Source organism: Streptomyces sp. ICBB 8177 (assembly GCF_003144095.1).
Taxonomy (GTDB): domain Bacteria; phylum Actinomycetota; class Actinomycetes; order Streptomycetales; family Streptomycetaceae; genus Streptantibioticus_D.
Window position 1 is genome coordinate 188,368 of the sequence record NZ_NSKH01000004.1, and the last position, 22,218, is coordinate 210,585.

At 72.8% G+C, this 22,218-nt stretch carries 15 protein-coding genes; 9 read left to right on the top strand and 6 right to left on the bottom strand.

The genetic code is table 11. The features are described from left to right. Nucleotides 1-1,833 precede the first annotated feature (1,833 nt). Together CK485_RS06530 and CK485_RS06535 are read left to right on the top strand one after the other, a co-directional pair. Nucleotides 1,834-5,709, top strand: coding sequence for a Pls/PosA family non-ribosomal peptide synthetase (locus CK485_RS06530; protein WP_241968176.1), 3,876 nt, complete (start codon nucleotides 1,834-1,836; stop codon nucleotides 5,707-5,709). A 40-nt stretch (nucleotides 5,710-5,749) separates the two neighbouring features. Further along, nucleotides 5,750-7,168 (top strand): M1 family metallopeptidase, encoded by a 1,419-nt coding sequence (locus CK485_RS06535; protein WP_241968177.1) that lies wholly within the window; start codon nucleotides 5,750-5,752, stop codon nucleotides 7,166-7,168. Nucleotides 7,169-7,210: 42 nt separating this feature from the next. Here CK485_RS06535 and CK485_RS06540 read toward each other — a convergent pair whose 3' ends face one another. Then, nucleotides 7,211-7,564 (bottom strand): hypothetical protein, encoded by a 354-nt coding sequence (locus CK485_RS06540; protein WP_109447943.1) that lies wholly within the window; start codon nucleotides 7,562-7,564, stop codon nucleotides 7,211-7,213. 261 nt (nucleotides 7,565-7,825) lie between these two features. Here CK485_RS06540 and CK485_RS06545 point away from each other — a divergent pair, with 261 nt between their 5' ends. After that, nucleotides 7,826-8,665, top strand: coding sequence for an SAM-dependent methyltransferase (locus CK485_RS06545; RefSeq protein WP_109448495.1), 840 nt, complete (start codon nucleotides 7,826-7,828; stop codon nucleotides 8,663-8,665). 55 nt (nucleotides 8,666-8,720) lie between these two features. On the opposite strand, the gene CK485_RS06550 is transcribed toward CK485_RS06545, so the two are convergent. Next, nucleotides 8,721-10,061, bottom strand: coding sequence for a ricin-type beta-trefoil lectin domain protein (locus tag CK485_RS06550; RefSeq protein ID WP_109447945.1), 1,341 nt, complete (start codon nucleotides 10,059-10,061; stop codon nucleotides 8,721-8,723). Between the two features lie 587 nt (nucleotides 10,062-10,648). Here CK485_RS06550 and CK485_RS06555 point away from each other — a divergent pair. Continuing rightward, nucleotides 10,649-12,922, top strand: coding sequence for an RICIN domain-containing protein (locus CK485_RS06555; RefSeq protein ID WP_109447947.1), 2,274 nt, complete (start codon nucleotides 10,649-10,651; stop codon nucleotides 12,920-12,922). A gap of 127 nt (nucleotides 12,923-13,049) precedes the next feature. Here CK485_RS06555 and CK485_RS06560 read toward each other — a convergent pair whose 3' ends face one another. Beyond that, nucleotides 13,050-14,153, bottom strand: coding sequence for a hypothetical protein (locus CK485_RS06560; RefSeq protein ID WP_146214493.1), 1,104 nt, complete (start codon nucleotides 14,151-14,153; stop codon nucleotides 13,050-13,052). 322 nt (nucleotides 14,154-14,475) lie between these two features. Between CK485_RS06560 and CK485_RS06565 the strand changes: the two genes are divergently transcribed. Next, on the top strand, nucleotides 14,476-15,045 hold the full coding sequence (locus CK485_RS06565; protein WP_109447950.1) for a HutD family protein: 570 nt from the start codon (nucleotides 14,476-14,478) through the stop codon (nucleotides 15,043-15,045). Between the two features lie 115 nt (nucleotides 15,046-15,160). Here the strand turns inward: CK485_RS06565 and CK485_RS06570 are convergent, their stop codons facing one another. Next, a complete protein-coding gene (locus tag CK485_RS06570; protein WP_109447952.1) occupies nucleotides 15,161-15,790 on the bottom strand; it encodes a TetR/AcrR family transcriptional regulator in 630 nt (209 codons plus the stop codon). Between the two features lie 89 nt (nucleotides 15,791-15,879). On the opposite strand from CK485_RS06570, the gene CK485_RS06575 reads away from it, so the two are divergent. From CK485_RS06575 to CK485_RS28965, 4 genes are all read left to right on the top strand, one after another. Beyond that, on the top strand, nucleotides 15,880-17,502 hold the full coding sequence (locus CK485_RS06575) for an FAD-dependent monooxygenase (protein ID WP_109447954.1): 1,623 nt from the start codon (nucleotides 15,880-15,882) through the stop codon (nucleotides 17,500-17,502). 126 nt (nucleotides 17,503-17,628) lie between these two features. Continuing rightward, nucleotides 17,629-18,102 (top strand): GreA/GreB family elongation factor, encoded by a 474-nt coding sequence (locus CK485_RS06580; RefSeq protein ID WP_109447956.1) that lies wholly within the window; start codon nucleotides 17,629-17,631, stop codon nucleotides 18,100-18,102. Nucleotides 18,103-18,370: 268 nt separating this feature from the next. Next, a complete protein-coding gene (locus CK485_RS06585; RefSeq protein ID WP_109447958.1) occupies nucleotides 18,371-20,875 on the top strand; it encodes an ATP-dependent Clp protease ATP-binding subunit in 2,505 nt (834 codons plus the stop codon). A 61-nt stretch (nucleotides 20,876-20,936) separates the two neighbouring features. After that, the gene (locus CK485_RS28965; protein ID WP_199239260.1) at nucleotides 20,937-21,107 is read left to right on the top strand and encodes a hypothetical protein; all 171 of its coding nucleotides are present in this window, start codon (nucleotides 20,937-20,939) and stop codon (nucleotides 21,105-21,107) included. Nucleotides 21,108-21,151: 44 nt separating this feature from the next. Here CK485_RS28965 and CK485_RS06590 read toward each other — a convergent pair whose 3' ends face one another. Then, a complete protein-coding gene (locus tag CK485_RS06590) occupies nucleotides 21,152-21,499 on the bottom strand; it encodes a DUF1801 domain-containing protein (protein WP_241968178.1) in 348 nt (115 codons plus the stop codon). A 52-nt stretch (nucleotides 21,500-21,551) separates the two neighbouring features. Continuing rightward, complete coding sequence (locus CK485_RS06595) at nucleotides 21,552-21,950, bottom strand: VOC family protein (protein ID WP_109447960.1); 399 nt, start codon at nucleotides 21,948-21,950, stop codon at nucleotides 21,552-21,554. Nucleotides 21,951-22,218 lie beyond the last annotated feature (268 nt).

Consider the following 22,218-nt stretch of genomic DNA (forward strand, 5'->3'; position numbering starts at 1 on the left):
AGGGCGTGGTGGCAGGAGTGTGCTGCGCGCTGCGTCCGCCGGACCGGGTCTTCACCCCGGCCGACCCGCACCGGCGGCTGCTCGCCAAGGGGTTCGACCCGACCGTCGTCGTGCGGGAAGCGCTCGGTTCCGAGGACAGCCACACGCTGGGCAAGGGCGGGTGGGCCGATGTCGTCGACGCCTCGCGCGGTGTGTTCCCCTGCGGCGGTGAGGCCGCCGCCCCGCGCCCGGCCGCCATGCTCAGGAGCCCAGGGCCTCGCTGCGGAACGGCCCCGCGGGAGTCCGCAGGACGGCCTCGCGGTGTCGCCCGCCCCCCTTCCCGGTCCTGTCGCTGCACGCCCCGCACCCCGGGACCCGCGCCCCTGCTCCGTCCACGAGTGACAGTAACGCTTGCGGCTGACAAGGGAGGTGACGGGCCGGGGAGGCGGCAGGCCGACGCCGTAGGACGCAACCCCAAGTCCCTTGTGTCCGAACGCTGTAGACGACTTCGGCGGCAGTACGCGACCGCTCACGAGACGCACGAGAACGCCACCCGGCGCTGCCGGTCCTTCACGATCATTTCCGCCGCGGACGCGTTCCGCGGGCGCCGCGAATGCGCTCCGCAGCATGCGGTGGAAGTTCGCGACGCACGCGGGCGGCCCACGCGGCGCAGCGGGCGGCACATTTTCCCGCACCATCCGTTTCCTCATCCGACGGGCGGAAGAATCGAGGCCGCCGCGCACTGGGAACACGCTTTCTGCCCTGCCAAGTCCGACGGCCGGCTCGCCCCCGAATGAATCCCACGGCTACATGTGGGATGACCTACGGAGGTCTCGAAACAACTCGGCGCCCGCCCGCGCAGAAGTACATCAGGGAATTGCGGATGACACCACAATTCCCTCCGCGTCATCTAGCCGGTGCCGCGAGGGGGGCGACAGGCGTCTCCTCATTCCAGGATTGGCCGCACGCGGCATCCGCGGTCGTCCCGAAATCCCTGGCACCCAACCTGAACCGCATCCCGGGGCACCCCACCGGGTCGCACGCCCCGCCCCACCACCCGCGCCCACGTCCGCCAACGCGCTTCCGCCGGTCACCGCAGACGCCCCGGCCTCCGCCCGGCGCCTCGCGCCGCCCGCTCGCGACACCCCACCGTTCATCTGGCATTCAACAGTCGACCCGATCCGATCAACCATCGCACCACGGATGTCGAATACGTCACACCCGCTGTCATCTTCAGGTAAATTCCACGCTTGTCAAATCAGGGCAGGCGGCCAGCTGCGCCGTGGCCGAAAAGCTACTCTTCGCGATGCAGTGTGCACGTCATGGCGGAAACGCGGCCAACCCTTGGTGAGTTGTTTGCGCAAACGAAGGAACGGGGCACGGGTGTCCGGCCATCCTTAACCACGGACATGAAGCCACATGCCGAGCGGCCCCTCGACACCCGCACGGCCGGCGCCGTCGCCCGTGACGAGTAAGGGCAGCGAGCAGCGCCGTCACGCACAGACTACTCACAAGGAAATGTCGTTGACCACCTCACCGCGTTACCCGGGCACACCCGGAGCGGAGCGTCCCCGGCGGATCACCGATACCGCGCACTCATCCACCACACCGGCAGTCGGCGCCTGGTCACCCACACCACAGGCATCCGCGCCGCAGGCACAGTCACCGCAGGCACAGTCACCGGCACCGACGCCGCAGGCACCGGCATCCGCAAAGGCAGCGGCACAAGCCGCCGCGCCGCGGTCAAAGCCGCAGACGCCGGCGCCGCAGGCCCCCGCACCGCTGAGCCCGCCGCGGCTCCACACCCCGCACACCACGGGCCACGCCCTGTGGCCCGCGCGCCAAGCGGCCCCCGTGCGCACGCTGGTGGACATCCTGGAGGAGACCGCCCGGCGCCACCCGACCGCGGCGGCGCTCGATGTCGACGGCGTGGTCCTCGACTACCGCACGTTGCTCCGTCAGGTGTCCGAACTCGCGGACCAGCTGGGCGGCTTGGGCGTCGGCCGCGGTGACCGGGTCGGCATCAGGGTGCCGTCCGGCACGTCCGACCTGTACGTGGCCGTCCTCGCCGTGCTGTGGGCCGGAGCGGCCTACGTGCCGGTCGACGCCGACGACCCGGACGAGCGAGCCGCGATGATCTGGTCGGAGGCCTCCGTGTGCGCCGTCGTCGGCGCCGGACAGACCGTCCGGCTCCGGCCCGAGGCCCCGCCGCGCGGCCGGGCGGAGGGCCCCGCGTCGCGCCCCGGGCCCGATGACGACGCCTGGGTCATCTTCACCTCCGGGACGACCGGACGTCCGAAGGGCGTGGCGGTCAGCCACCGGTCCGCCGCGGCGTTCGTCGACGCCGAGGCACGGCTGTTCCTCCAGGACCACCCGCTCGGCCCCGGGGACCGGGTGCTCGCCGGACTCTCCGTCAGCTTCGACGCCTCGTGCGAGGAGATGTGGCTCGCGTGGCGGCACGGCGGTTGCCTGGTCCCGGCGCCGCGTTCGCTGGTGCGCGCGGGGACGGACCTGGGCCCGTGGCTGGTCGAGCGGCGGATCAGTGTGATCTCCACCGTGCCGACCCTCGTCGCGCTGTGGCCGGCCGGGGCGCTGGACGCCGTGCGTCTGCTGATCGTGGGCGGCGAGGCCTGTCCGCCGGATCTGGTGGACCGGCTTGCCGGGGGCCGCGAGATGTGGAACACCTACGGACCCACCGAGACGACCGTGGTGGCCTGCGCCGCGCTGCTGTCCCCCGGCGAACCGGTGCGTATCGGGGCGCCGTTGGACGGCTGGGCGCTGGCCGTGGTGGACGGCGAGGGGCGGCCGGTGCCGTGGGGCGGCACCGGTGAACTGGTCATCGCCGGTGCGGGGACGGCACGTTACCTCGATGCCGCCAAGGACGCCGAGAAGTTCGCCGCCCACAGCGCGCTGCCGTACGACCGCGCCTACCGCAGCGGTGACCTGGTGCGTGCGGAGCCCGAGGGCCTGGTGTTCGCGGGCCGCGCGGACGAGCAGGTGAAGATCGCGGGCCGTCGCGTCGAACTGGGGGAAATCGACGCGGCGTTGCAGTCGCTCGCCGGGGTCAGGGCCGCCGCAGCGGCGGTGCGGCGCACCCCGGCCGGTGGCCAGCTCCTGGTCGGATACGTCGTCCCCGACCGCGGTCCGGACGGCCGTCCGGTGGAGTTCGACGTCTCCACCGCGCGGGAGGAGTTGCTCGGCCGGCTGCCGCAGCCGCTCGTCCCGATGCTCGCGGTCGTCGACGACCTGCCGACCCGTACCTCGGGCAAGGTCGACCGCGCCGCCCTGCCGTGGCCGCTGGAACGCGACGGCGGCGCCTCGTCCGCGCTGGAGGGCACCGCGGCCTGGCTCGCCGGGCACTGGCACGCGCTGCTGGGGCTGCCCGTCGAGGCGGACAGCGACTTCTTCGCGCTCGGCGGCAACAGCGTGGCCGCCGCGAAGCTGGTCGCCGCGTTGCGCGAGCGGCACCCTCAGGTGTCGGTCGCGGACGTCTACCGGCATTCCCGGCTCGAGGCGCTGGCCGCCCGGCTCGACGCGTTCGGCGGACGCGCGCAGGTGCGGCGGGAGATACGCCCGGTGCCTCGCCGGGCCGCGGTCGTCCAGACCCTGGTGCTACTCGTGCTGTCCACCGTGACGGGGTTGCGCTGGCTGGTGGCGCTGGCCGCCGTGGACGACCTCGTGGGGCTGCCGTGGGCGCCGCACGTGTCGTGGTGGGCGGTCGGCGCCGGGTGGCTGGCCCTGTACAGCCTCCCGGCCCGGCTGGGCGTCGGCGTGGGCTGGGCCCGTCTGCTCACCCGCGGACTGCGCCCGGGCACGTACGCGCGCGGTGGCCGGGAGCATCTGCGGCTGTGGGCGGCGGAGCGGATCGTCGCGACGTTCGGCGTCGCCGAGGTGCTGGGCACGCCGTGGGCCCCGGTGTACGCGCGCGCCCTGGGCTGCTCGGTCGGCGATTCGGTGGATCTGCACACCATGCCCCCGGTGACCGGCATGGCGGAACTCGGCGACGGCTGCGTGGTGGAGAGCGAGGCGGACCTGTCGGGATGGTGGATCGACGGCGACCTGCTGCGCCTGGGCGGCGTGAGAGTGGGCGAGGGCGCCCGGGTCGCCGCGCGCGCCACCTTGATGCCGGGGGCCGAGGTGAGGGCGGGCGCCGAGGTGCTGCCGGGCGCGTGTGTCGACGCGGTGGTGCCCGCTGGGCAGCGCTGGACGGGCAGCCCGGCGCGTCCCGCCGGGCCCGGTGAGCCGGACGCGTGGCCCGCGCCGCGCTCCGTGGGGCTCGCCAAGTCCCGTGCCCGGTACGGCCTTTCCCTGGTGGCGCTCAACCTGATGCCGCTGCTGTCGGTGGTCCCGGCGCTGGTGGTGCTGTACCTGGTCTCGCGCGGCGACGACGCCCTGCGCCCGCTCCTGGTCACCCTGCTGTGGAGCGCGGCACCGCTGACACTGCTCACGATGGTGTGCTACGCGGGTCTGCTCGCCGGCGCGGTACGGCTGGCGGGGCGGCGGCTGCGGCCGGGCGTGCACCGCGCGGACGGCACCGAGGCGTGGTGCGCGTGGCTGACGCTGCGTCTGACCGGGGCCGCGCGCGGAGCGCTCTTCCCGCTGTACGCGAGTCTGTTCACGCCCGTGTGGCTGCGGCTCCTCGGCGCCCGGGTCGGCAGGCGCGCCGAGGTGTCGACCACGCTCGGGCTGCCGTCGCTGATGACGGTGGAGGACGGGGCGTTCCTCGCGGACGACACGCTGGTCGCGCCGTACGAGATCCGCGGTGGCTGGATCCGGCTCGGCGCCTCCCGGGTCGGGCGGCGGTCGTTCGTCGGCAACTCGGGCATCGTGGGTCCCGGCCGCGATCTGCCGGACGGTTCCCTGGTGGGCGTGCTGTCCGACGCTCCGGCGCAGGCCGAGCCCGGCAGTTCGTGGCTGGGCCGCCCCGGTGTGTCCGTGACGCGCGCGCCGGACGCCGGGGACCCCGAGCGCACGTACCGGCCCGCGCGGCGCCTGGTCGTGGCGCGCGCCGCCGTCGAACTGTGCCGGTTCCTCCCGCTGTTGTGCACGGCCGTACTCGGCGACCTGCTGTTCGTGGCGGTGCAGAGGATCGTGGACGTCGACGGCTGGACGGCGGCCGGTGCTCTCACCGGCGCGCTGCTGCTGGCGGCGGGGGTCGTGGCGTGCCTGCTGACGACCGCGGCCAAGTGGGTCCTGGTGGGCCGCTTCCGGCAGGGGCAGCACCCGTTGTGGAGTTCGTTCGTGTGGCGCAACGAGTTGTACGACACGTTCGTCGAGGAGCTGGCCATGCCCTGGCTGGGCGCCGCCATCACGGGTACGCCGTGGCTCAACGTCTGGCTGCGCACGCTCGGCGCGAGCATCGGGCGCGGGGTGTGGTGCGAGAGCCACTGGCTGCCGGAGACCGACCTGGTCGGTCTCGGGGACGGGGTGACCGTCAATCGCGGCTGTGTGCTGCAGACCCATCTGTTCCACGACCGGCTGATGCGGGTGGACGCGGTACGGATGGAGGCGGGCGCCACCGTGGGGCCGCACTCGATCGTGCTGCCGGGCGCCGCCGTGGGGCGCGGCACGGTGATCGGTGCGGCGTCACTGGTGATGCGCGGCGAGCGCGTACCGGCCGACACCAGGTGGCTGGGCAACCCGGTCGCCTCGTGGCCCGCGGCCGACGACGCGCCGCACGCGACCGGCTCGGCGGAGCACGGGCCCGTCTCCTCGGTCATGGCACCCTGAACCGGACGGCTCACACCGCCACCCCTGGGAGAGGATCGCAGTGACGCTCTGGACCCGCCGCGGGTTCGTCGCCGGAGCCCTGGCGCTGCCCGCCTCGGCCGCCCCGCAGGCCCCGGCGCGGGCCGCGGACGCGCCGGCGACGCCTCGGACGCCCCCGCCGTACTTCCCGGCGCACGGCGATCCGCGCTTCCGCGTCGCGGAGTACGACCTGCGGCTGGACTGGCTGCCGTCGCGGTCGCGGCTGCGGGCGGTGGCCGTCGTGACCGGGGTCGTCGAAGAGCACACGCAGGGGCTGGGGTTGGACCTGGCGTCCACGCTCACCGTGCGGTCGGTGAGCGTGGACGGCGCTCGCGTGAGGTTCACCCACCGGGGCGACCGGGTGCGCGTCACGCTGCCGGAGCGGTACGCGCCGGGCCGTCCTTTCCGCGCGCAGATCACGTACGAGGGTCGGCCGCGCCCGGCGCGCACCGCGTACGGCGACGTGGGGTGGGACTACACGGACGCCGCGTCGTCCCACGTGCTCGTCGCGAGCGAGCCGTTGGGGGCGCCCTCGTGGTTCCCCTGCAACGACCGGCCGGACCGCAAGGCGGCGTACCGCGTCACGGTGGCGGTGCCGGACGGTCTCCAGGTGGTCGCCAACGGCACGCTGACCGGCCGCGCGCCCGGACCGCGCGGCCGGCGGCTGTGGACGTACGCCCATCCGGGTCCCATGGCGACCTACCTGGCGACCGTCGCCATCGGCCGCTTCGCGTTCTCCACCCAGTCAGGTGGCCCGGTCCCGATCCGCAACGCCTGCCCGCCGGAGCACGCGGCGGCGTTCGCGCACGACTTCGGGCGGCAGCCGGAGATGATGCGGCTGTTCGCGGGCCTCTTCGGGCCCTACCCGTTCGAGGTGTACGGGTCGGTGGTGGTGGACACCGCGCTCGACGACCCGGTGGAGAACCAGACGTATTCACTCTTCGGCACCAACCACCTGGACGGCAGGCGCGGCAACGAGACGCTCGTCGCGCACGAACTCGCCCACCACTGGTTCGGCAACAGCGTCGGGATCGCCGACTGGCGGCACATCTGGCTCAACGAGGGTTTCGCCACGTACTGCGAGTGGCTGTGGGCCGAGCACGCCTCCGGCACGCCGGCCGCCCGCACGGCCGCCGCGGCCCACGCCGCGCCGGCCTCGGCGCCGGACGGCGTCCGCATCGGCGACCCCGGCCCCGGCGACCTGTTCGACAGCACCGTCTACACCCGTGGGGCGTGCACGCTCCAGGCGCTGCGGACGACGGTGGGCGACGCGGCGTTCTTCGCCGTCCTGCGGGCCTGGGCGACCCGTCACCGCCACGGCACCGCGACGACACCCCAGTTCGTCTCCCTGGCCGAGCAGATCACCGGTCACGACCTGGCTCCCCTGTTCCACGCCTGGCTCTACGAGACGAGGCTCCCGCCGCTTCCCCGCCCCGAGTGACCGCGTTCACGTGACGAGCCGAGCGGGTCCCCGGCCACCGCGCTACGAGGTGGCGATCCGGTGCGCCAGCACCGGTGCGCCGATGAGCACACAGCTGCCCGTCGAGGTGCCCGATCCGGAGACCGTGGTGCCAGGAACCCAGGAATCGATCAACTGGCCGCGGTAGTCGTACTGACACTCCACGTCCACGTACCACTGCTGGCCTGCCGCCGCCTCGCAGGCCGCGGCCACGCCGTACACGCCCGAGGAGTCCGCGGTCGCGGTGTAGGCGCACCCGCCGGGCGCCGACGCGGACGGCCGCGCGGCGGCGGACGCTTCGCCGGGAGCGACGACAAGGCCGAAGACGGGGGCGGAGGCCGCGGTGAACAGGACGAGCAGGCGGATGATACGGCGCATCGGCAGCACCTTTCTGGCGAGGGTGGGTCACGTCGTGGGTTTCGGCGGGGTTTCTCGCACGTGCTGGTGGAGCGTGGCTGGAGCCGCCGGCCGGGTCTTCCCGGGCCGAACACGCGAGCGGGCCCGGGGCGTCGCGGCCGCGCTCGACAGCGTCGGACCACACGTCAGTGGCTCGAACCCATCGGTCGTCGGTCCCCTGCGGCGGGTCGATCACCGTAAGGTGAAGGCGAGTCGGCCTTGAGGCGTGAGGGGATGGCCCGCGTGGACACACCGGAGTGGATGAGGGCGCGGCCGCGGACCGCGATCGACTTACGCACCGACCGGCCGCACGCGGCCCGCGTCTACGACGTGCTGCTCGGCGGTAAGACCAACTACCCCGCCGACCGCGCGCAGGCGGCGGCCGTCGCCGAGCGGATGCCCTCGGTGCGGATCGCCGCCCGCGTCAACCGGGCGTTCGTGATGCGTTCCGCCAGGGAGCTGGCTCGGGCCGGGATGCGGCAGTTCCTGGACATCGGCACCGGCATACCCATGGAGCCCAACCTGCACGACACCGTGCAGCGGATCGATCCCGCCTGCCGGGTGGTCTACGTCGACAACGACCCGATCGTGCTGGCCCACTCGCGCGCCCTGCACACTTCCGACCCGCGTGGCCGCACCGCCTACATCGACGCGGACGCCTCCCGCCCCGAGACCGTTCTCGGCTCCGGCGAGGTCACCGCGACCCTGCGGCTCGACGAGCCCGTCGCGCTGTTCATGTGCCTGTTCCTGCACTGGCTTCCGGCCACCACCGACCCCTACGAGGTCGTCGGCCGACTCCTCGAAGCGCTCGCGCCGGGCAGCCATCTCGTCATCACCCACCTCGCGAGCGACATCACCCCGGCCACCGTCACCTCGGTCGAGGACACCTTCCAGGGTTCCGGGTCCGAGGTCCACGGCCGCGACCGCGACCAGGTCGCCCGTTTCTTCACCGGCCTGCGCCTCGTCGAGCCCGGTCTCGTCACCCCTCAGCACTGGCGGCCCGACGATGACCTGGCCGGCGTCGGCGGCGCGCCGGCCGACGACGCCGTGCCGGTGTGGGCGGGCGTCGCCGTCAAGCCGTGATCCCCGGCCGGCGCCTCGCGCCCGCCGGGGACCGTTCCTCGCGGCCCACTCCGCGTCAGCTGGGCAGTGTCCACTGCTGGTTGGCGCTGTCGTAGCAGGTCCAGATCTGCAAGCGGGTGCCGTTGGCGGAACTCGGGCCTGTCGCGTCCAGGCACTTGCCCGAATTCGGGTTGACCAGCTCACCGTTGGACTGGTGCTGCCACACCTGCGCCGCCGTGCCGTTGCAGTCGTACAACTGCACCTGCGTGCCGTCCGACGTCCCCGCCGACGTCACGTCCATGCACTTGCCGAGCGCCCGCAGCGTCCCGTCGGAGGCCACCGTCCACTGCTGCGCGTTCGTCCCGTTGCAGTCGTACAACTGCACCGCCGTGCCGTCGGCGCTGTTGGCACCATCCACGTCCACGCACTTGCCGCCGTAGCCGGTGATCCGGCCGGTGCCGGACGGAGGCGGCGTGCTGCCGCCGCCCGTGATCTGGTTGAAGACGCGGGAGTAGGCGTAGCCGGTGGCCTTGTCGTAGGCGTCGACCTCCCAGAACGACAGCTCCTGGACGCCGTGGGATGCGGCGAAGCTCTCCAGGGTCTGGGCGTCCGCCTGCGAGAAGTACTCGTTGTCGTCGTTCTGGCCCGCGATCGGCGTGAGCCCGATCCGGTTGTAGGCCGCCGACGTGGGGATGCCGTAGAGCCCGGCCAGCTGACCGGCGGCACCGGTCGCGGCGGACTCCGCGTCGTTCAGCGCGTTCTCCCCGTCGCCGAAGTCCATGGTCATGAGGTTGACGGCGCTGACGTCGACGCCCTTGCTCCTGGCGTCGCTGAGGACGCCGTACTCCTGCGAGGGCAGGCCATCCGGGGCGACGGCGAGGGTGTAGGACACCTGCACGGCCGGGTCCTGCGCCTGCAACGCCGCGAGCGCCTGGTCGCGGCGCTGGTTGGACGCCGTGTCGCCGAGGGTGCCGCCCTCGATGTCGAAGTCGAGGCGGGTGATGCCGTAGGTCTTGACGACGTTGAGGTACGCGGCCGTCAGGGACGGTACGGAGGTGCAGGTCTGCGCGAGTTCTCCGCCCTCGGCGCCCCCGAAGGAGACGATGGCCGTGCCGCCGGCCGCCGTGAGCGCGTTGATCTGGGAGGCGTACGCGCCGACCGGGTCGCCGCTGTCCTCCCACTGGGCGGTGCAGCCGGACTTCGGGATGAGGAAGGCGAGCGTGTAGTACTTCAGCCCGGTGGCGTTCAGGTCCGACGCCATGTCGCCGGCGGTGCCGCCGTCGACCTGCAGGTAGGGGGCGGCGAAGTGGGCGGGGAGTGCCGTCGCCGCGTGGGCCTCGCCCGCGGTGCCCAGGAAGGCGCCCGCGGTGGCGATGGTCATCGTGGCGACGGAGGCGATGGCATGTCTCAGACGCATGCGTGGCTCCGTCCAGGCCGGAAGGTGGGGGTGTGTTCGGCCGAGCAGAACCGGAGTGAAGCCCCCGGTGTGACGCCTCGTCAAGACTTCTGACAGGAAACCTTACTGGCGAACACGGCCACACCATGCCTCTCCAGGGCGCCCCTTCATGGCAACTCCCCACCTGACCTGGGCTGTTCACAACATGGACAGGCGGCGCCTCTTTGCGGCATCTTGACTGCGGCCAACTCTTCAGGACTTGAACCGGTGGTGACCACGCGCCTCCCGCTGCCCCGCCCGCCGCGCCGGACCAGCCCGACACCACGCCGATCGGCGCATCGCCGTCACCTCACCACCCGTGACCTGCCGCATCCCCGCAGAGCGCCAAATGCCGCCCCGCTCAAACCACTTGGCACGCCGCTCCGCAACGCACGCGGCCCACGGCGTCGCAACGCTTGACAGGTTCAGACCATGCTGCTTCTGTTTGTGAAACTCATGTTGTACGGGGCACCGCCCCCGCCCCGCCGCGCACAGCCCTGCGCCGACCCCGGTGCGACGGACTCACCCCGTCCCCACTCCATGCCATCCACCCGTTGCGAAGGGGCAGCATGAACCGATTCCCAGGACGCGCCCGAATCCGCTCCGGCCCCCGTACCCGCTCGGTACGCCGAGTGGCCGGGGCCGCGACCGCCGCGGTGCTCACGGCCGCCGCGCTCTCGGTGGCGGGCGCCTCCAGCGCGCACGCCGACATCTCCTCCTCCACCTGGTACGACCTGGTGGCGGACAACAGCGGCAAGTGCGTCGACGCGGCGGCGGCCGGTACCGCCAACGGCACCGCGGTGCAGCAGTACACGTGCAACGGCACGACCGCCCAGCAGTGGCGGCTCGAACCGGCCGCCGACTCCGGCTACTACACCATCGTCAACGCGAACGGCTCCCAGCCGGCCATCGACGTGGAGGGCCCGTCCACCGCGAGCGGTGCGCTGATCCACCTGTGGTCCGACGGCGGCTGGAGCAGCCAGGAGTGGCAACCGGTGCGGGAGACCAGCGGCCGGTACCACTTCGTCAACCACTACAGCGGCCTGTGCCTCGACGTGCCCGGCGCCTCGACCGCGGACTCGGTGCAGTTGCAGCAGTACACCTGCAACGGGACCGGCGCGCAGTCCTTCTCGCTCGACGCGGCGGACGGCACCGGTGGCACTCCCCCGCCGACCAACCCGGACAACCCCGACCTCGGGCCCGACGTCAAGGTCTTCACCCCGTCGATGTCGGCCTCCTCCATCCAGTCGGCCGTCGACTCGGTCTACGCCTCCCAGGAGTCCGACCAGTTCGGCACCAACCGCTACGCCCTGCTGTTCACCCCGGGCAGCTACGACGTCGACGTGCCGGTCGGCTTCTACACCGAGGTGGCGGGGCTCGGCGCCTCGCCGGACGACGTGTCACTGACCGGCGGCGGCGTTCACGTGGACGCGGGCTGGTCGGGCGGCAACGCCACCCAGAACTTCTGGCGCGACGTGGAGAACCTCTCCGACACCCCCAGCTCCGGGACGCTGGAGTACGCCGTCTCGCAGGCCGACCCGTTCCGCCGGGTCGACGTGCACGGCAACATGGTCCTGGACGACGACACCTCGGGGAACTCCAGCAGCAACTGGTCATCGGGCGGGTTCATCGGCGACTCGCGGATCTCCGGGCAGATCAACTCCGGCACCCAGCAGCAGTTCCTGACCCAGGACACCTCCATGGGCAGCTGGACCGGCTCGAACTGGAACATGGTCTTCGTCGGCGACAAGGGCGCCCCCGCCCAGTCGTTCCCCACCTACACCACGGTCGGCCAGTCGCCGACGGTGCGCGAGAAGCCGTACCTGTACGTGGACTCGACCGGCCTGTACAACGTGATGGTCCCGGGGTTGCGCACCAACGCGAGCGGGCCGGACTGGACCGGCGGCTCGACCGCCGGGACGTCGATTCCGATCACCCAGTTCTTCGTGGTCAAGCCGGGTGACACCGCGGCCACCATCAACGCGGCGCTGGCCGCAGGGAAGAACCTGCTCGTCACGCCCGGCGTCTACCACCTCAGCCAGAGCCTGGACATCACCCGCCCCGACACCGTGGTACTCGGCCTCGGCCTGGCCACCCTGGTCCCGGACAACGGCGTCACCGCGATCACCACCGCCGACGTGGGCGGCATCGACATCGCCGGACTGATCGTCAGCGCGGGCACCACCAACAGCGACGCGCTGGTGCGCATCGGCCCGTCCGGCTCCTCGGCGGACCACGCGAGCGATCCCACCACCTTGCAGGACGTGTTCTTCCGCGTGGGCGGTGACGTGGCGGGCAAGGCCACCCAGTCCCTGGTGGTCAACAGCGCCGACACCATCGGCAGCGACCTGTGGATCTGGCGCGCCGACCACGGCAACGACGGCACCGTCGGCTGGAACACCAACACCGCCGCCAACGGCCTGGTGGTCAACGGGTCCGACGTGACGATGTACGGTCTCGCGGTCGAGCACTACCAGAAGTACCAGACGCTGTGGAACGGCAACGGCGGCCGCACGTACTTCTACCAGTCCGAGATGCCCTACGACGTTCCGGACAACGGCAGTTGGACGCCGGGGGGCGGCGAGAGCGGCTATCCCTCGTACAAGGTCGCCGACTCGGTGACCTCGCACCAGGCCTGGGGACTCGGTGTGTACTGCTACTTCAGCACCAACTCGTCGGTCGCGGCGGACCGTGCCATCGAGGTGCCGGGCAGCGGCTCGTCGTTCCACGACATGGTGACCGTGTCACTGGGCGGCACCGGCACCATCCGGCACGTGATCGACGACTCCGGCGCCCAGGTCTCCGGTGGCTCCACGGTGGCCTATCTGACGTCGGGTCCGTGAACCGGGCCCGGCCACCGGGGTTGTTCCGCCTGACGGGCTCCGGCGCGTGAGTGCTCGGCCGGACACCGGTCCTCCCGGCGTCCGGCCGAGCGCTGTGCCGTGCGCGTTCCGCGTCGACCAGGTTCCGTTACGAGGGCGCGTCCGCGGAGCGGGGCACGCCTCCGGCGCGGCGGACCAGCACGGGCAGCGCCAGCAGTACCGCCACCGCGCCCGCGGCCATGGCGATCACGGCGGCGGCGTTCGCGCCGTGCCGGAAGGCCGCCCCGAGCGGGGACAGGTGCATCGCGCGGGCCACCGCGTGCACCGAGACGACGGCCGCGGCCGATCCGGCCACCGCGCACCACACGGCGATCGTGTCGCGCACCATCAGGCACACCACCAGCACCGCGCACACCAGGGCGATGGCAGCGCCGGCGCCTTCCGCCACGGTGAACGCGCCGGTGTGTGTCAGCACCGCGCGCAGGTGGACGAGGGCGCAGAGCGCGATCGCGAAGGCGGCGGGCCACCGCAGGACGGAACGCCGGGCCCCCGCCTCGCCGCCGGCCAGGGCTCGTTGACGCGACGCATGCCGCGAGGGGGCGTCGGCGACACGCGAGGAGGCGTCGGCAGCAGGCGAGGTGGCGTCGGTCGCGGGCGACGAGGCGTCGCCGTCGGTGCGTGTCTGCGGCGCGCGCAGGTGCGCCAGGCGCCGCACGAGTTCCGCGACCTCGTGGACCGGGCGGCCCGTGGCGGCGGCCTCGATCGCCGTGTGCATGGTCTCGGCGTCGTGCGGCGGCCGGCTCAGGCACTCCACGAACTCGATCACTTCCTGCACCGGCCGGGCGGACGCCGCCATGCGGACCGCCTCGTCCGAGCTGCGGGGGTCGGCGGGCGGACGGCTGGCGAGGGCGGCGAGCTCGGCCGCCTCGGGCACCGGACGGTTCACTACGGCCGTGCGCAGCGCTTCCTCGCCCCACGCGGCGTCGGCGTGCGACTTGCGCAACTCCGTGACGAGGTCGAGGACGTCGTCCAGCGGACGCTCGACGACCGCTGCGTTCAGCAGCGCGTCGCACGCGCTGCCCTCGCCGGGTCCGGAGGACGCCCCTGTGCCGCCCGGCACCGGGGGCGCCTGCGCGTCCGGCGTCGGCGCTCCGCCGGAGACGTGTGTCGCCGGGTCGGGAGGACGGGAGCCGTCGGATATGGACCGGGGGTCGGTCGAGGGCTCTTCGGGGACTGCCGATATGGCGGACATGCATGCTCCATGGGTGTCGGGCACGCACCCATTGCCGCGTACCCAGTGGGTGACTTTCGGTGCACGCTATGAGACGGCGACGGCGCGGGCGACCTCACGCCACCCCGGTTCGCGGCACGCCGAGTGGTCTCGAAGGCCGCACGACCCATGGGGCACCGGGCCAGGACGGCCCGCGCGGGACGGCACGGCGTCCTGCTCCAGCGGGGTGAGCGCCCGGCCGCATCCGCTCGGGCCCCCGCACGCGCGGCCCTGATACGTTCGGGTCCCCGCGCCGGTCCGGGCGCGGTCGGGTGCCGGATGGAAGGCGGGACGAGGAGTGCGCATGGACGGGACGGCGGTGCTGCGCTGGGATGATCTGACCGTCACGCCGTGGAAGAACGGCGGCGGTAGCACCCGTGGCCTCGCGTCCTCCCCCAGCGGGTCCACGTTGGCGGACTTCGACTGGCGCGTGAGCGTCGCCGAGGTCGGGGCTGACGGTCCGTTCTCGGCGTTCCCGCGGATCGATCGCGTGATCATGCTCGTCGACGGCGGCACGATGGTCCTCGACGTCGACGGCGTGGCGCACACGCTCGGGCGTTTCGACTCCCTCGCCTTCGACGGCGAGGCCGCGACGACGTGCCGCCTGCCGTCCGGGCCCACCCGCGACCTCAACCTCATGACCCGGCGTGGCCGCGCGCGAGGGTCCCTGGTCGCGGTCGACGTCGCCGGGCAGTACGAGACGGTCGTGGGTGAGGGCGACGTGGCCGTCCTCGTCGCCCTCACCCCGGGTCTGATCCTCGCGCCCGGCCGCGGACTCGGCGCCCTCGACTCCGTGATGCGGGACCGGCCCGGCTCCCTGCGCATCAGCGGCACCGGCACCCTGGCCGAGATCCGGATCAGCCCGCAGCGGTGAAGCGCCGGTAGTTGACGGTACGTCATCTTCACGCTGTCGACGGGTCATCCGGCCGGTCGAGGGACCGTCCGGTGCGCCTGGTGGCGGGCGCGAGGGGAGTGCACCGTCGACGGGCTCACGCGTCCTGGTCGGGTGCTCCCGCGCCCCGCAGGACCAGGTCGACGATCCGGCGGGTGTCGCGTTCGGGGTCGAGGTGGTCGGTGCTGCCGGACGCCATGCGGGCGAGGAGCGGGGAGACCAGTAGTTCCGCGACGAGGTCGAGGTCGGCGTCGCCGCGGATCTCGCCGCGTTCCGCGCCGCGCCGCAGTACGGCGTTCATGGCCTCCCGGCGGGGGGCGACGATCTCCTCGAAGTAGCGGCGGTGCAGTCGCGGGAAGGCGGCGGCCTCGGCGTTGAGGGCGCGCAGCACGCTGCTGGCCCGTTCGTCGACCACGCGGTCGGCGAGGGTGCGCAGAACGGCCACCAGGTCCTCGCGGGTGCCGGCACCCTCCGGCGCGGGCCTGGGCTCGTTGATGGTGGCGAGCACGTCGAGGTAGAGCTCGTCCTTGGTCTTCCAGCGCCGGTAGACGCTGTTGCGCGAGACCCCGGCCTGCTTGGCGATGGCCACCAGCGACAGGCCGGTGAGTGTCGCGCCCGCCGCCACCATGTCGAGGACGGCCTCGATGATCGCCGAGTCGGTGGCGGGGTCGCGCTGACGGCCGCCCTGGCGAGCCGCGGGTTCCTGGACGGCTGGTTGCTGGATCACACCGTTAACGATACAGCGCTGTTGCGTTTCGTCACTCGGGCATGGCAATAATGGAACAGACCTGTTCTGTTTCCTTTGGAGGCCGTCCCATGTCCGAGCACGTCCCGGTGCTGATCGTCGGCGGCAGCGTCGTCGGCGCCTCCGCCGCCCTCTTCCTCGCCGCCCGCGGCATCACGCCTGTCCTGGTCGAGAAGCACCCCGGGATCTCGACCCGGCTGCGGGCCAAGCTCTTCTATCCGCGCACCATGGAGGCGTACCGGGCGGTCGGCGCGGCGGACGACGTCTACGCGGTCGAGCGCCGGCATCCGCCCGCCGACCACGCGGCGCTCGTCACCTCGCTCGCCGGGCCCGAACTGCGCAGTTGGCCGCTGCCCGCCGCGCGCGACGTCAGCGCCGTCTCACCGTGCCGGTCCGCCTTCGTCAAGCAGGCCGACCTGGAGGAGGTCGTACGCGCCCACGCCCGCGCCGCCGGGGCGGACCTGCGCTTCGGCCACCGCCTCCTCGGCCTGCGCCCGTACGACGACCACGTGAGCGCCCTCGTCCGGGACGCCGACGGCGTGCTCCGCACGATCACGGCCGACTACCTGCTCGCCGCCGACGGCAACGCCAGCGCCGTCCGCGAGAGCCTCGGCATCGGCCGCACCGGACCCGGGACCGTCGCGCACCTCATGGAGTTCGGCTTCGAGGCCGACCTGCGCCCCGCGCTCGACGGCCGCCGTCTCGCGCTGGCCTTCACCGCCGAGCCCGACCACGCGTTCCTGTCCTGGGACACCACGTGGCGCCGCGGCGCGGTCTCGGTGGCCTACGACCCGGCGACGACCGGCCCGGAGGCGTTCGACGACCTGCGACGGCTGGAGATCGTCTCGCGGGCGCTCGGCCTGCCGCCGTCGGCCATCGCGCTCACCGGCTCCCGGAACTGGCAGATGGACGGCTGGGTGGCCGACTCCTACCGCCGCGGCCGGGTGTTCCTGCTGGGCGACGCGGTCCACGTCACGCCGCCGACCGGCGGTTTCGGCGCCAACACCGGCATCCAGGACGCATGGAACCTCACCGCGAAGCTGGTGTCCGTGCTGCGCGGTCACGCCGGGCCGCGGCTCCTGGACGCCTACGACAAGGAACGGCACGCGATCGGGCGGATCACCGTCGAGCAGGCACTGCTGCGCGCCCGCGACCGCGCCCGGGTGCCGATCGAGGACCGGCCGCTGCTGAGCGAGGCGGCGGTGACACTCGGCTACCGCTACCCCCAGGGCGACGAGGACCCGGCCACCGCCGGCCTGCCGCTCGCCGACGAACCGGAGCGCTGGCGCGGCGAACCCGGCACCCGCCTGCCCCACGTTCCGCTCGCCGGCGGTCGCGGGGCCGCGTCCACCCTCGACCTGGTCCGCGACGGCCGCCACCTGCTGCTCGTCGGGCCGGACGGCGAGGACTGGACGCGGGCCGCCCGCCGACTGGACCCGCACGGCACGTTCCTCGACACGGCGCCGCTCCCCCGCCACCCCGCCCCGCAGGCGCGAACCCGGCCCACCGACGCGTGCGGGATCGGGGACCGCGGCGCGCTGCTGGTCCGCCCCGACCACGTGGTGGCCTGGCGCGGCCCACAGGCCGTTCCGGACGCCCTCGCGGTCCTCGGGGCGGCGCTGCGGGAGGCGCTCGCGGGCGGCGGGGCCGACGACCGTCCCGCAGGGCCGGAGCCGTCCGTCACCGCGCGCTGAACCGCCGCGCGAGGTGCCGGAGGGGGCGGGGATCCGCTGCCGGGCCTGATCGGTCGGCGAGCCTTAGGCTGGTCCGGAGCCCAGGACGTCCCGCGCCCCCTCACGGGCCACGAATCGGGAGCAGCCATGACCTCACAAGCCGCACCGATCAGCGACGACGCCCGCCAGGCGCTGGAGCGGGAACTCGCCGTACTGCGCGAGGAACGCGACGCGATCGCCGCCACGGTCCGGGACCCCTCCACGGACGTCGGCGACTACGCGGACCGGGCGGACGAGCTGCGCCGCGCCACGGAGCTGGAGCGGCTGGACGCCCGCGTCGACGGCCTCGCCGCGCGGCTTCGCGGCGCCGGGACGGCGGGGCCGCCCGACCCGGACCGGGTGGGCATCGGCAGTTCGGTGACGGTGGAGTTCGCCGACGGTTCGCGCGAGAGAGTCGACATCGTGGAGGTCGTGGTGCCGTCCGACGCGCCGCTGGTCACCGACGACAGCCCGCTCGGCAAGGCCCTGCTGGGGCGCCGGGTCGGCGATCGCGTCGAGTACAGCGCCCCGGACGGCGACACGACCGCACGGATCGTGTCGCTGGACTCCCGTACATCCTGACCGGGGCCTGGTGAGCACGTTCGGGCAGACGGGGGTCGAGCGCGGATGACCGGAGTGCCGACGACGCCCAAACGCCCCCGCGCCGCACGGCGTTGCGGCACGGCCGGGTCGAGAGACCTTCGACGCACGCGAAACGGCTTGCGGGACAAGCCGGATCGCGTGCAGTCCGTCGGTGCCAACCGCTCTCGGGCACCGGTTGCGGGCCATCCGAGGGGTTGTTTGAGTGGGAATCGGCCTGTTCGCCGCAGTCGCGTCCACTGGAGCCCCCATGACGATCCCCTTCGGCTCAGCCTTCGGTTCCTCCGACCCGTTCGGTGAGATGCTCAGCCGGTTCTTCGGCACCTCCCCCGCCTCCTCGCCGCCCGCGGTGCAGCGGGTGCCGATCGGACGGCTGCTGAGCGAGTCCTCGCACGAACTGCTGAACCTGGCCGCCCGGCGGGCCGTCGAGGACGGCAGTGCCGACCTGGACACCGAGCACCTGCTATGGGCCGCGGCGCAGGTCGATCCGTCGCGGCGGCTGCTGGCACGCGCCGGCGTGGACCCCGACGCGCTCGCCGCGGAGCTGGCCCGCGCACTGCCCAGGGAGTCCGCCGAGCCGTCCACGGAGCCGGGCCTGACCCCCGCCGCCAAGCGGACCCTGACCACGGCGTACGCGCACTCGCAGGCCGCGGGCGGGTCGTACATCGGCCCCGAGCACATCCTGTCCGCCCTGCTGGACGACACGGATTCCGGCGCCGCCCGCGCGCTGAGCGCGGAGAACCTCGACGTGAGCAAGTTGCGCGCCACGGCGGACCGGGCCTCGCGCGGGGACGGCACCCAGCCGGGGGCGGGCGGCGGTGCCGCGACGACGCTGGAGGAGTTCGGACGCGACCTCACCGAGGAGGCCAGGGCCGGGAAACTCGACCCGGTCGTCGGGCGCGCCGAGGAGATCGAGCAGACGGTGGAGATCCTCTCGCGCCGCACCAAGAACAACCCGGTGCTCATCGGCGAACCGGGCGTCGGCAAGACCGCCATCGTCGAAGGGCTCGCCCAGCGGATCGTGGCCGGCGAGGTGCCCGACACGCTCAAGGACAAGCGCGTCGTCTCCCTCGACCTGTCCGGCATGGTGGCGGGCGCCCAGTACCGGGGCCAGTTCGAGGAGCGGCTGAAGAAGGTCATCGACGACGTCAAGCAGGCCGAGGGCGAGATCGTCCTGTTCATCGACGAACTGCACACCGTGGTCGGGGCCGGGGCCACCGGCGAGGGCTCGATGGACGCGGGCAACATGCTCAAGCCCGCGCTGGCCCGCGGCGAGCTGCACGTCGTGGGAGCCACGACCATCGACGAGTACCGCAAGCACATCGAGAAGGACGCCGCGCTGGAGCGCCGCTTCCAGCCCGTACTGATCCCCGAGCCGACGGTCGAGGAGACGGTGGCGATCCTCGAAGGGCTGCGTGACGCCTACGAGGCCCACCACCAGGTCCGCTTCGCCGACGGCGCACTGGCCGCGGCCGCCGAGCTGTCCGACCGGTACGTCAGCGACCGCTTCCTGCCCGACAAGGCCATCGACGTGATGGACCAGGCGGGCGCCCGGGTGCGGCTGCGCAACGCGAGCCGATCGACGGAGGTCGTCAGCCGCGAGGACCGGCTGGCGAAGCTGCGGCGGGAGAAGGACCAGGCGGTGGCGGCGGAGGACTTCGAGCGGGCGTCCGGGCTGAAGGCCGAGATCGCCGAGGCGGAGAGCGAACTCGCCGGGATCGAGGAGCGGCGCGAGGGCGTGGTCTCCGTGACCGAGGCGGACGTCGCCGAGGTCGTCGCACGCCGCACCGGCATCCCCGTCTCCCAGCTGACCGCCACCGAGAAGGAACGCCTCCTGCGGCTGGAGGAGGAGATGCACGCCCGGATCGTCGGGCAGGACGAGGCGGTCACCGCGGTGTCGCTCGCGGTGCGCCGCAGCAGGGCGGGCATGGGCGACCCGAGGCGACCCGTCGGGTCCTTCCTCTTCCTCGGCCCGACCGGCGTCGGCAAGACGGAGCTCGCGAAGACCCTGGCCGAGCTGCTGTTCGGCGAGGAGGACCGCATGGTCCGCTTCGACATGAGCGAGTTCCAGGAGAAGCACACGGTGGCCCGCCTCGTCGGCGCCCCTCCCGGGTACGTCGGCTACGAGGAGGCAGGGCAGCTGACCGAGAAGGTCCGCAGGAACCCCTACAGCGTTCTGCTCTTCGACGAGGTGGAGAAGGCCCACCCCGACATCTTCAACACCCTGCTGCAGATCCTCGACGACGGCCGCCTCACGGACGCGCAGGGGCGCACGGTGGACTTCCGGCACTGCGTCGTCATCATGACGTCCAACATCGGCGCCCACCGCATCCTGGACCACGAGGGCGACGTGTCCGAGATCAAGGACGAGCTGATGGAGGACCTGCGGGCGCGGTTCCTGCCGGAGTTCCTCAACCGGATCGACGAGATCATCATCTTCCACGGCCTCACCGAGGACGATCTGAACCGGATCGTGGACCACCTTCTCGCGCAGAGCGAGCGCCGCGTGCACGCCCAGGGCATGACCCTCGAAGTGACCGACGTGGCCAGGAAGTTGCTCGTGCAGCGCGGCTACCAGCCGGAGTTCGGCGCCCGGCCGCTGCGCCGGACGATCCAGAACGAGCTGGACAACCGCATCGCCTCGCTCCTGCTGTCCGGCGAGGCGGAACCGGGCGACACCATCGTCGCCGACGTGGTGGACGGAGCCCTCCAGTGCAGCGTACGCCACGCGGCATCGCGGGACGGCGGCGACTGACGCGCCTGTACGCGCCCATCCGACCCATCCGACCCAGGCCGATCCGACAAGGGGAACGACGATGGCTCATCACCACAAGTCCAACAAGCAGGTCGAGCAGAACCCGGACACCGGCCACAGCCGCGGCATGCCGCGCCGGCCCGACGAGGAGGAGATGGACGAGCGCACCCGCGAGGACCGGGACGAACTGCGTGAGGAGAAGCGGGAGGAACACGAGGAACGCGAGCGCTGACACCGCGCGTCAGAGCGCGGTGAGGCACGGAGCGCCTGCCCCGGTCAGGGACTGAGCGCTTGCCCGACCAACGCGGTCAGTTCGTCGTCCGTGATCGTTGCCGCGTCCTCGGGGCGTATGCGCAACGTGGCCTTGCCGAAGAGCAGTTCGGGGTGGCGGGCGGCGAAGTCCGCGTTGCGGTCGGGCTGCCAGCCGTAGAGCGAGACCCCGTGGCTCCACACGGCGAGGTGGAGCCTGCGCCTGCCGACCCGGTACGTGGGCATCCGGTAAGAGATGCCCACGCTCGCCTCCGGACGGGCCTGGAGGATCAGCCGGTGCACGCGGTCGAACAGCGGCCGGTACTCGGCCGGAACGGCGTCGGCGTAGGCCTGGAACTCCTCGTTCACGTCCACACCGGCATTGTCTCCCCGGCCTCGGTCCCGCGCCGTCCCGGGACGCGGCCCGTCAGTCCTGCCGCGGCGGTGCGCTGCCGTAGGGGCGGGTGAGGATCTCCATGCCGTGTCCGGCCGGATCGAGGAAGTACAGGCCCCGGCCGCCGTAATGGTGGTTGATCTCGCCCGGCTGCTTCAGGTGGGGGTCGGCGTAGTAGGTGATCCCGGCGTCGGTGATCCGTGCGAACGCGGCGTCGAACTCCTCGTCGGACACGAGGAACGCGTAGTGCTGGGCGGTGATCGACGCGGAGTCCGCGGTGGCGAAGTCCAGGGTGACGCCGTTGGCGGTGGCCACGGGGACGAACGGCCCCCATTCGGCGCCGACTTCGAGCCCCAGGACATGGGCCAGGAACTCGGCGGACTCGTGCTTGTCGTGGGCGTGGACGATGGTGTGGTTCAACTCGACCGACATGGGTGAAGTGCCTCCGCTGGGCAGCTCACGGGCACCTCCATGCCTCACCCGGTCGGTGACGGCACGCGATGCCGTGATCCGATCGTAGCCGCGCCGCCCCGGAAACGACCATGCCACCCGCCGTGCGCGGCCTGGGCATTGACGACTTCCGGCCACGGTCGAAGATCGCCCGGGAGCAGGGCCGCCAGGCAGCCGAGGTTGGAACGCCGGGCCATCGCCTCGGTGCCGTCCGCGGCTCCGCCCTCCTGCTCGTGGGGACCTCAGGCAA

Coding starts and splice junctions, on each gene's coding strand:
- CK485_RS06540 (WP_109447943.1), bottom strand. CDS start 7,564: ATGCGCCGTATCATCCGCCTGCTCGTCCTGTTCACCGCGGCCTCCGCC.
- CK485_RS06550 (WP_109447945.1), bottom strand. CDS start 10,061: ATGCGTCTGAGACATGCCATCGCCTCCGTCGCCACGATGACCATCGCC.
- CK485_RS06555 (WP_109447947.1), top strand. CDS start 10,649: ATGAACCGATTCCCAGGACGCGCCCGAATCCGCTCCGGCCCCCGTACC.
- CK485_RS06560 (WP_146214493.1), bottom strand. CDS start 14,153: ATGTCCGCCATATCGGCAGTCCCCGAAGAGCCCTCGACCGACCCCCGG.
- CK485_RS06565 (WP_109447950.1), top strand. CDS start 14,476: ATGGACGGGACGGCGGTGCTGCGCTGGGATGATCTGACCGTCACGCCG.
- CK485_RS06575 (WP_109447954.1), top strand. CDS start 15,880: ATGTCCGAGCACGTCCCGGTGCTGATCGTCGGCGGCAGCGTCGTCGGC.
- CK485_RS06580 (WP_109447956.1), top strand. CDS start 17,629: ATGACCTCACAAGCCGCACCGATCAGCGACGACGCCCGCCAGGCGCTG.
- CK485_RS06585 (WP_109447958.1), top strand. CDS start 18,371: ATGACGATCCCCTTCGGCTCAGCCTTCGGTTCCTCCGACCCGTTCGGT.
- CK485_RS28965 (WP_199239260.1), top strand. CDS start 20,937: ATGGCTCATCACCACAAGTCCAACAAGCAGGTCGAGCAGAACCCGGAC.
- CK485_RS06595 (WP_109447960.1), bottom strand. CDS start 21,950: ATGTCGGTCGAGTTGAACCACACCATCGTCCACGCCCACGACAAGCAC.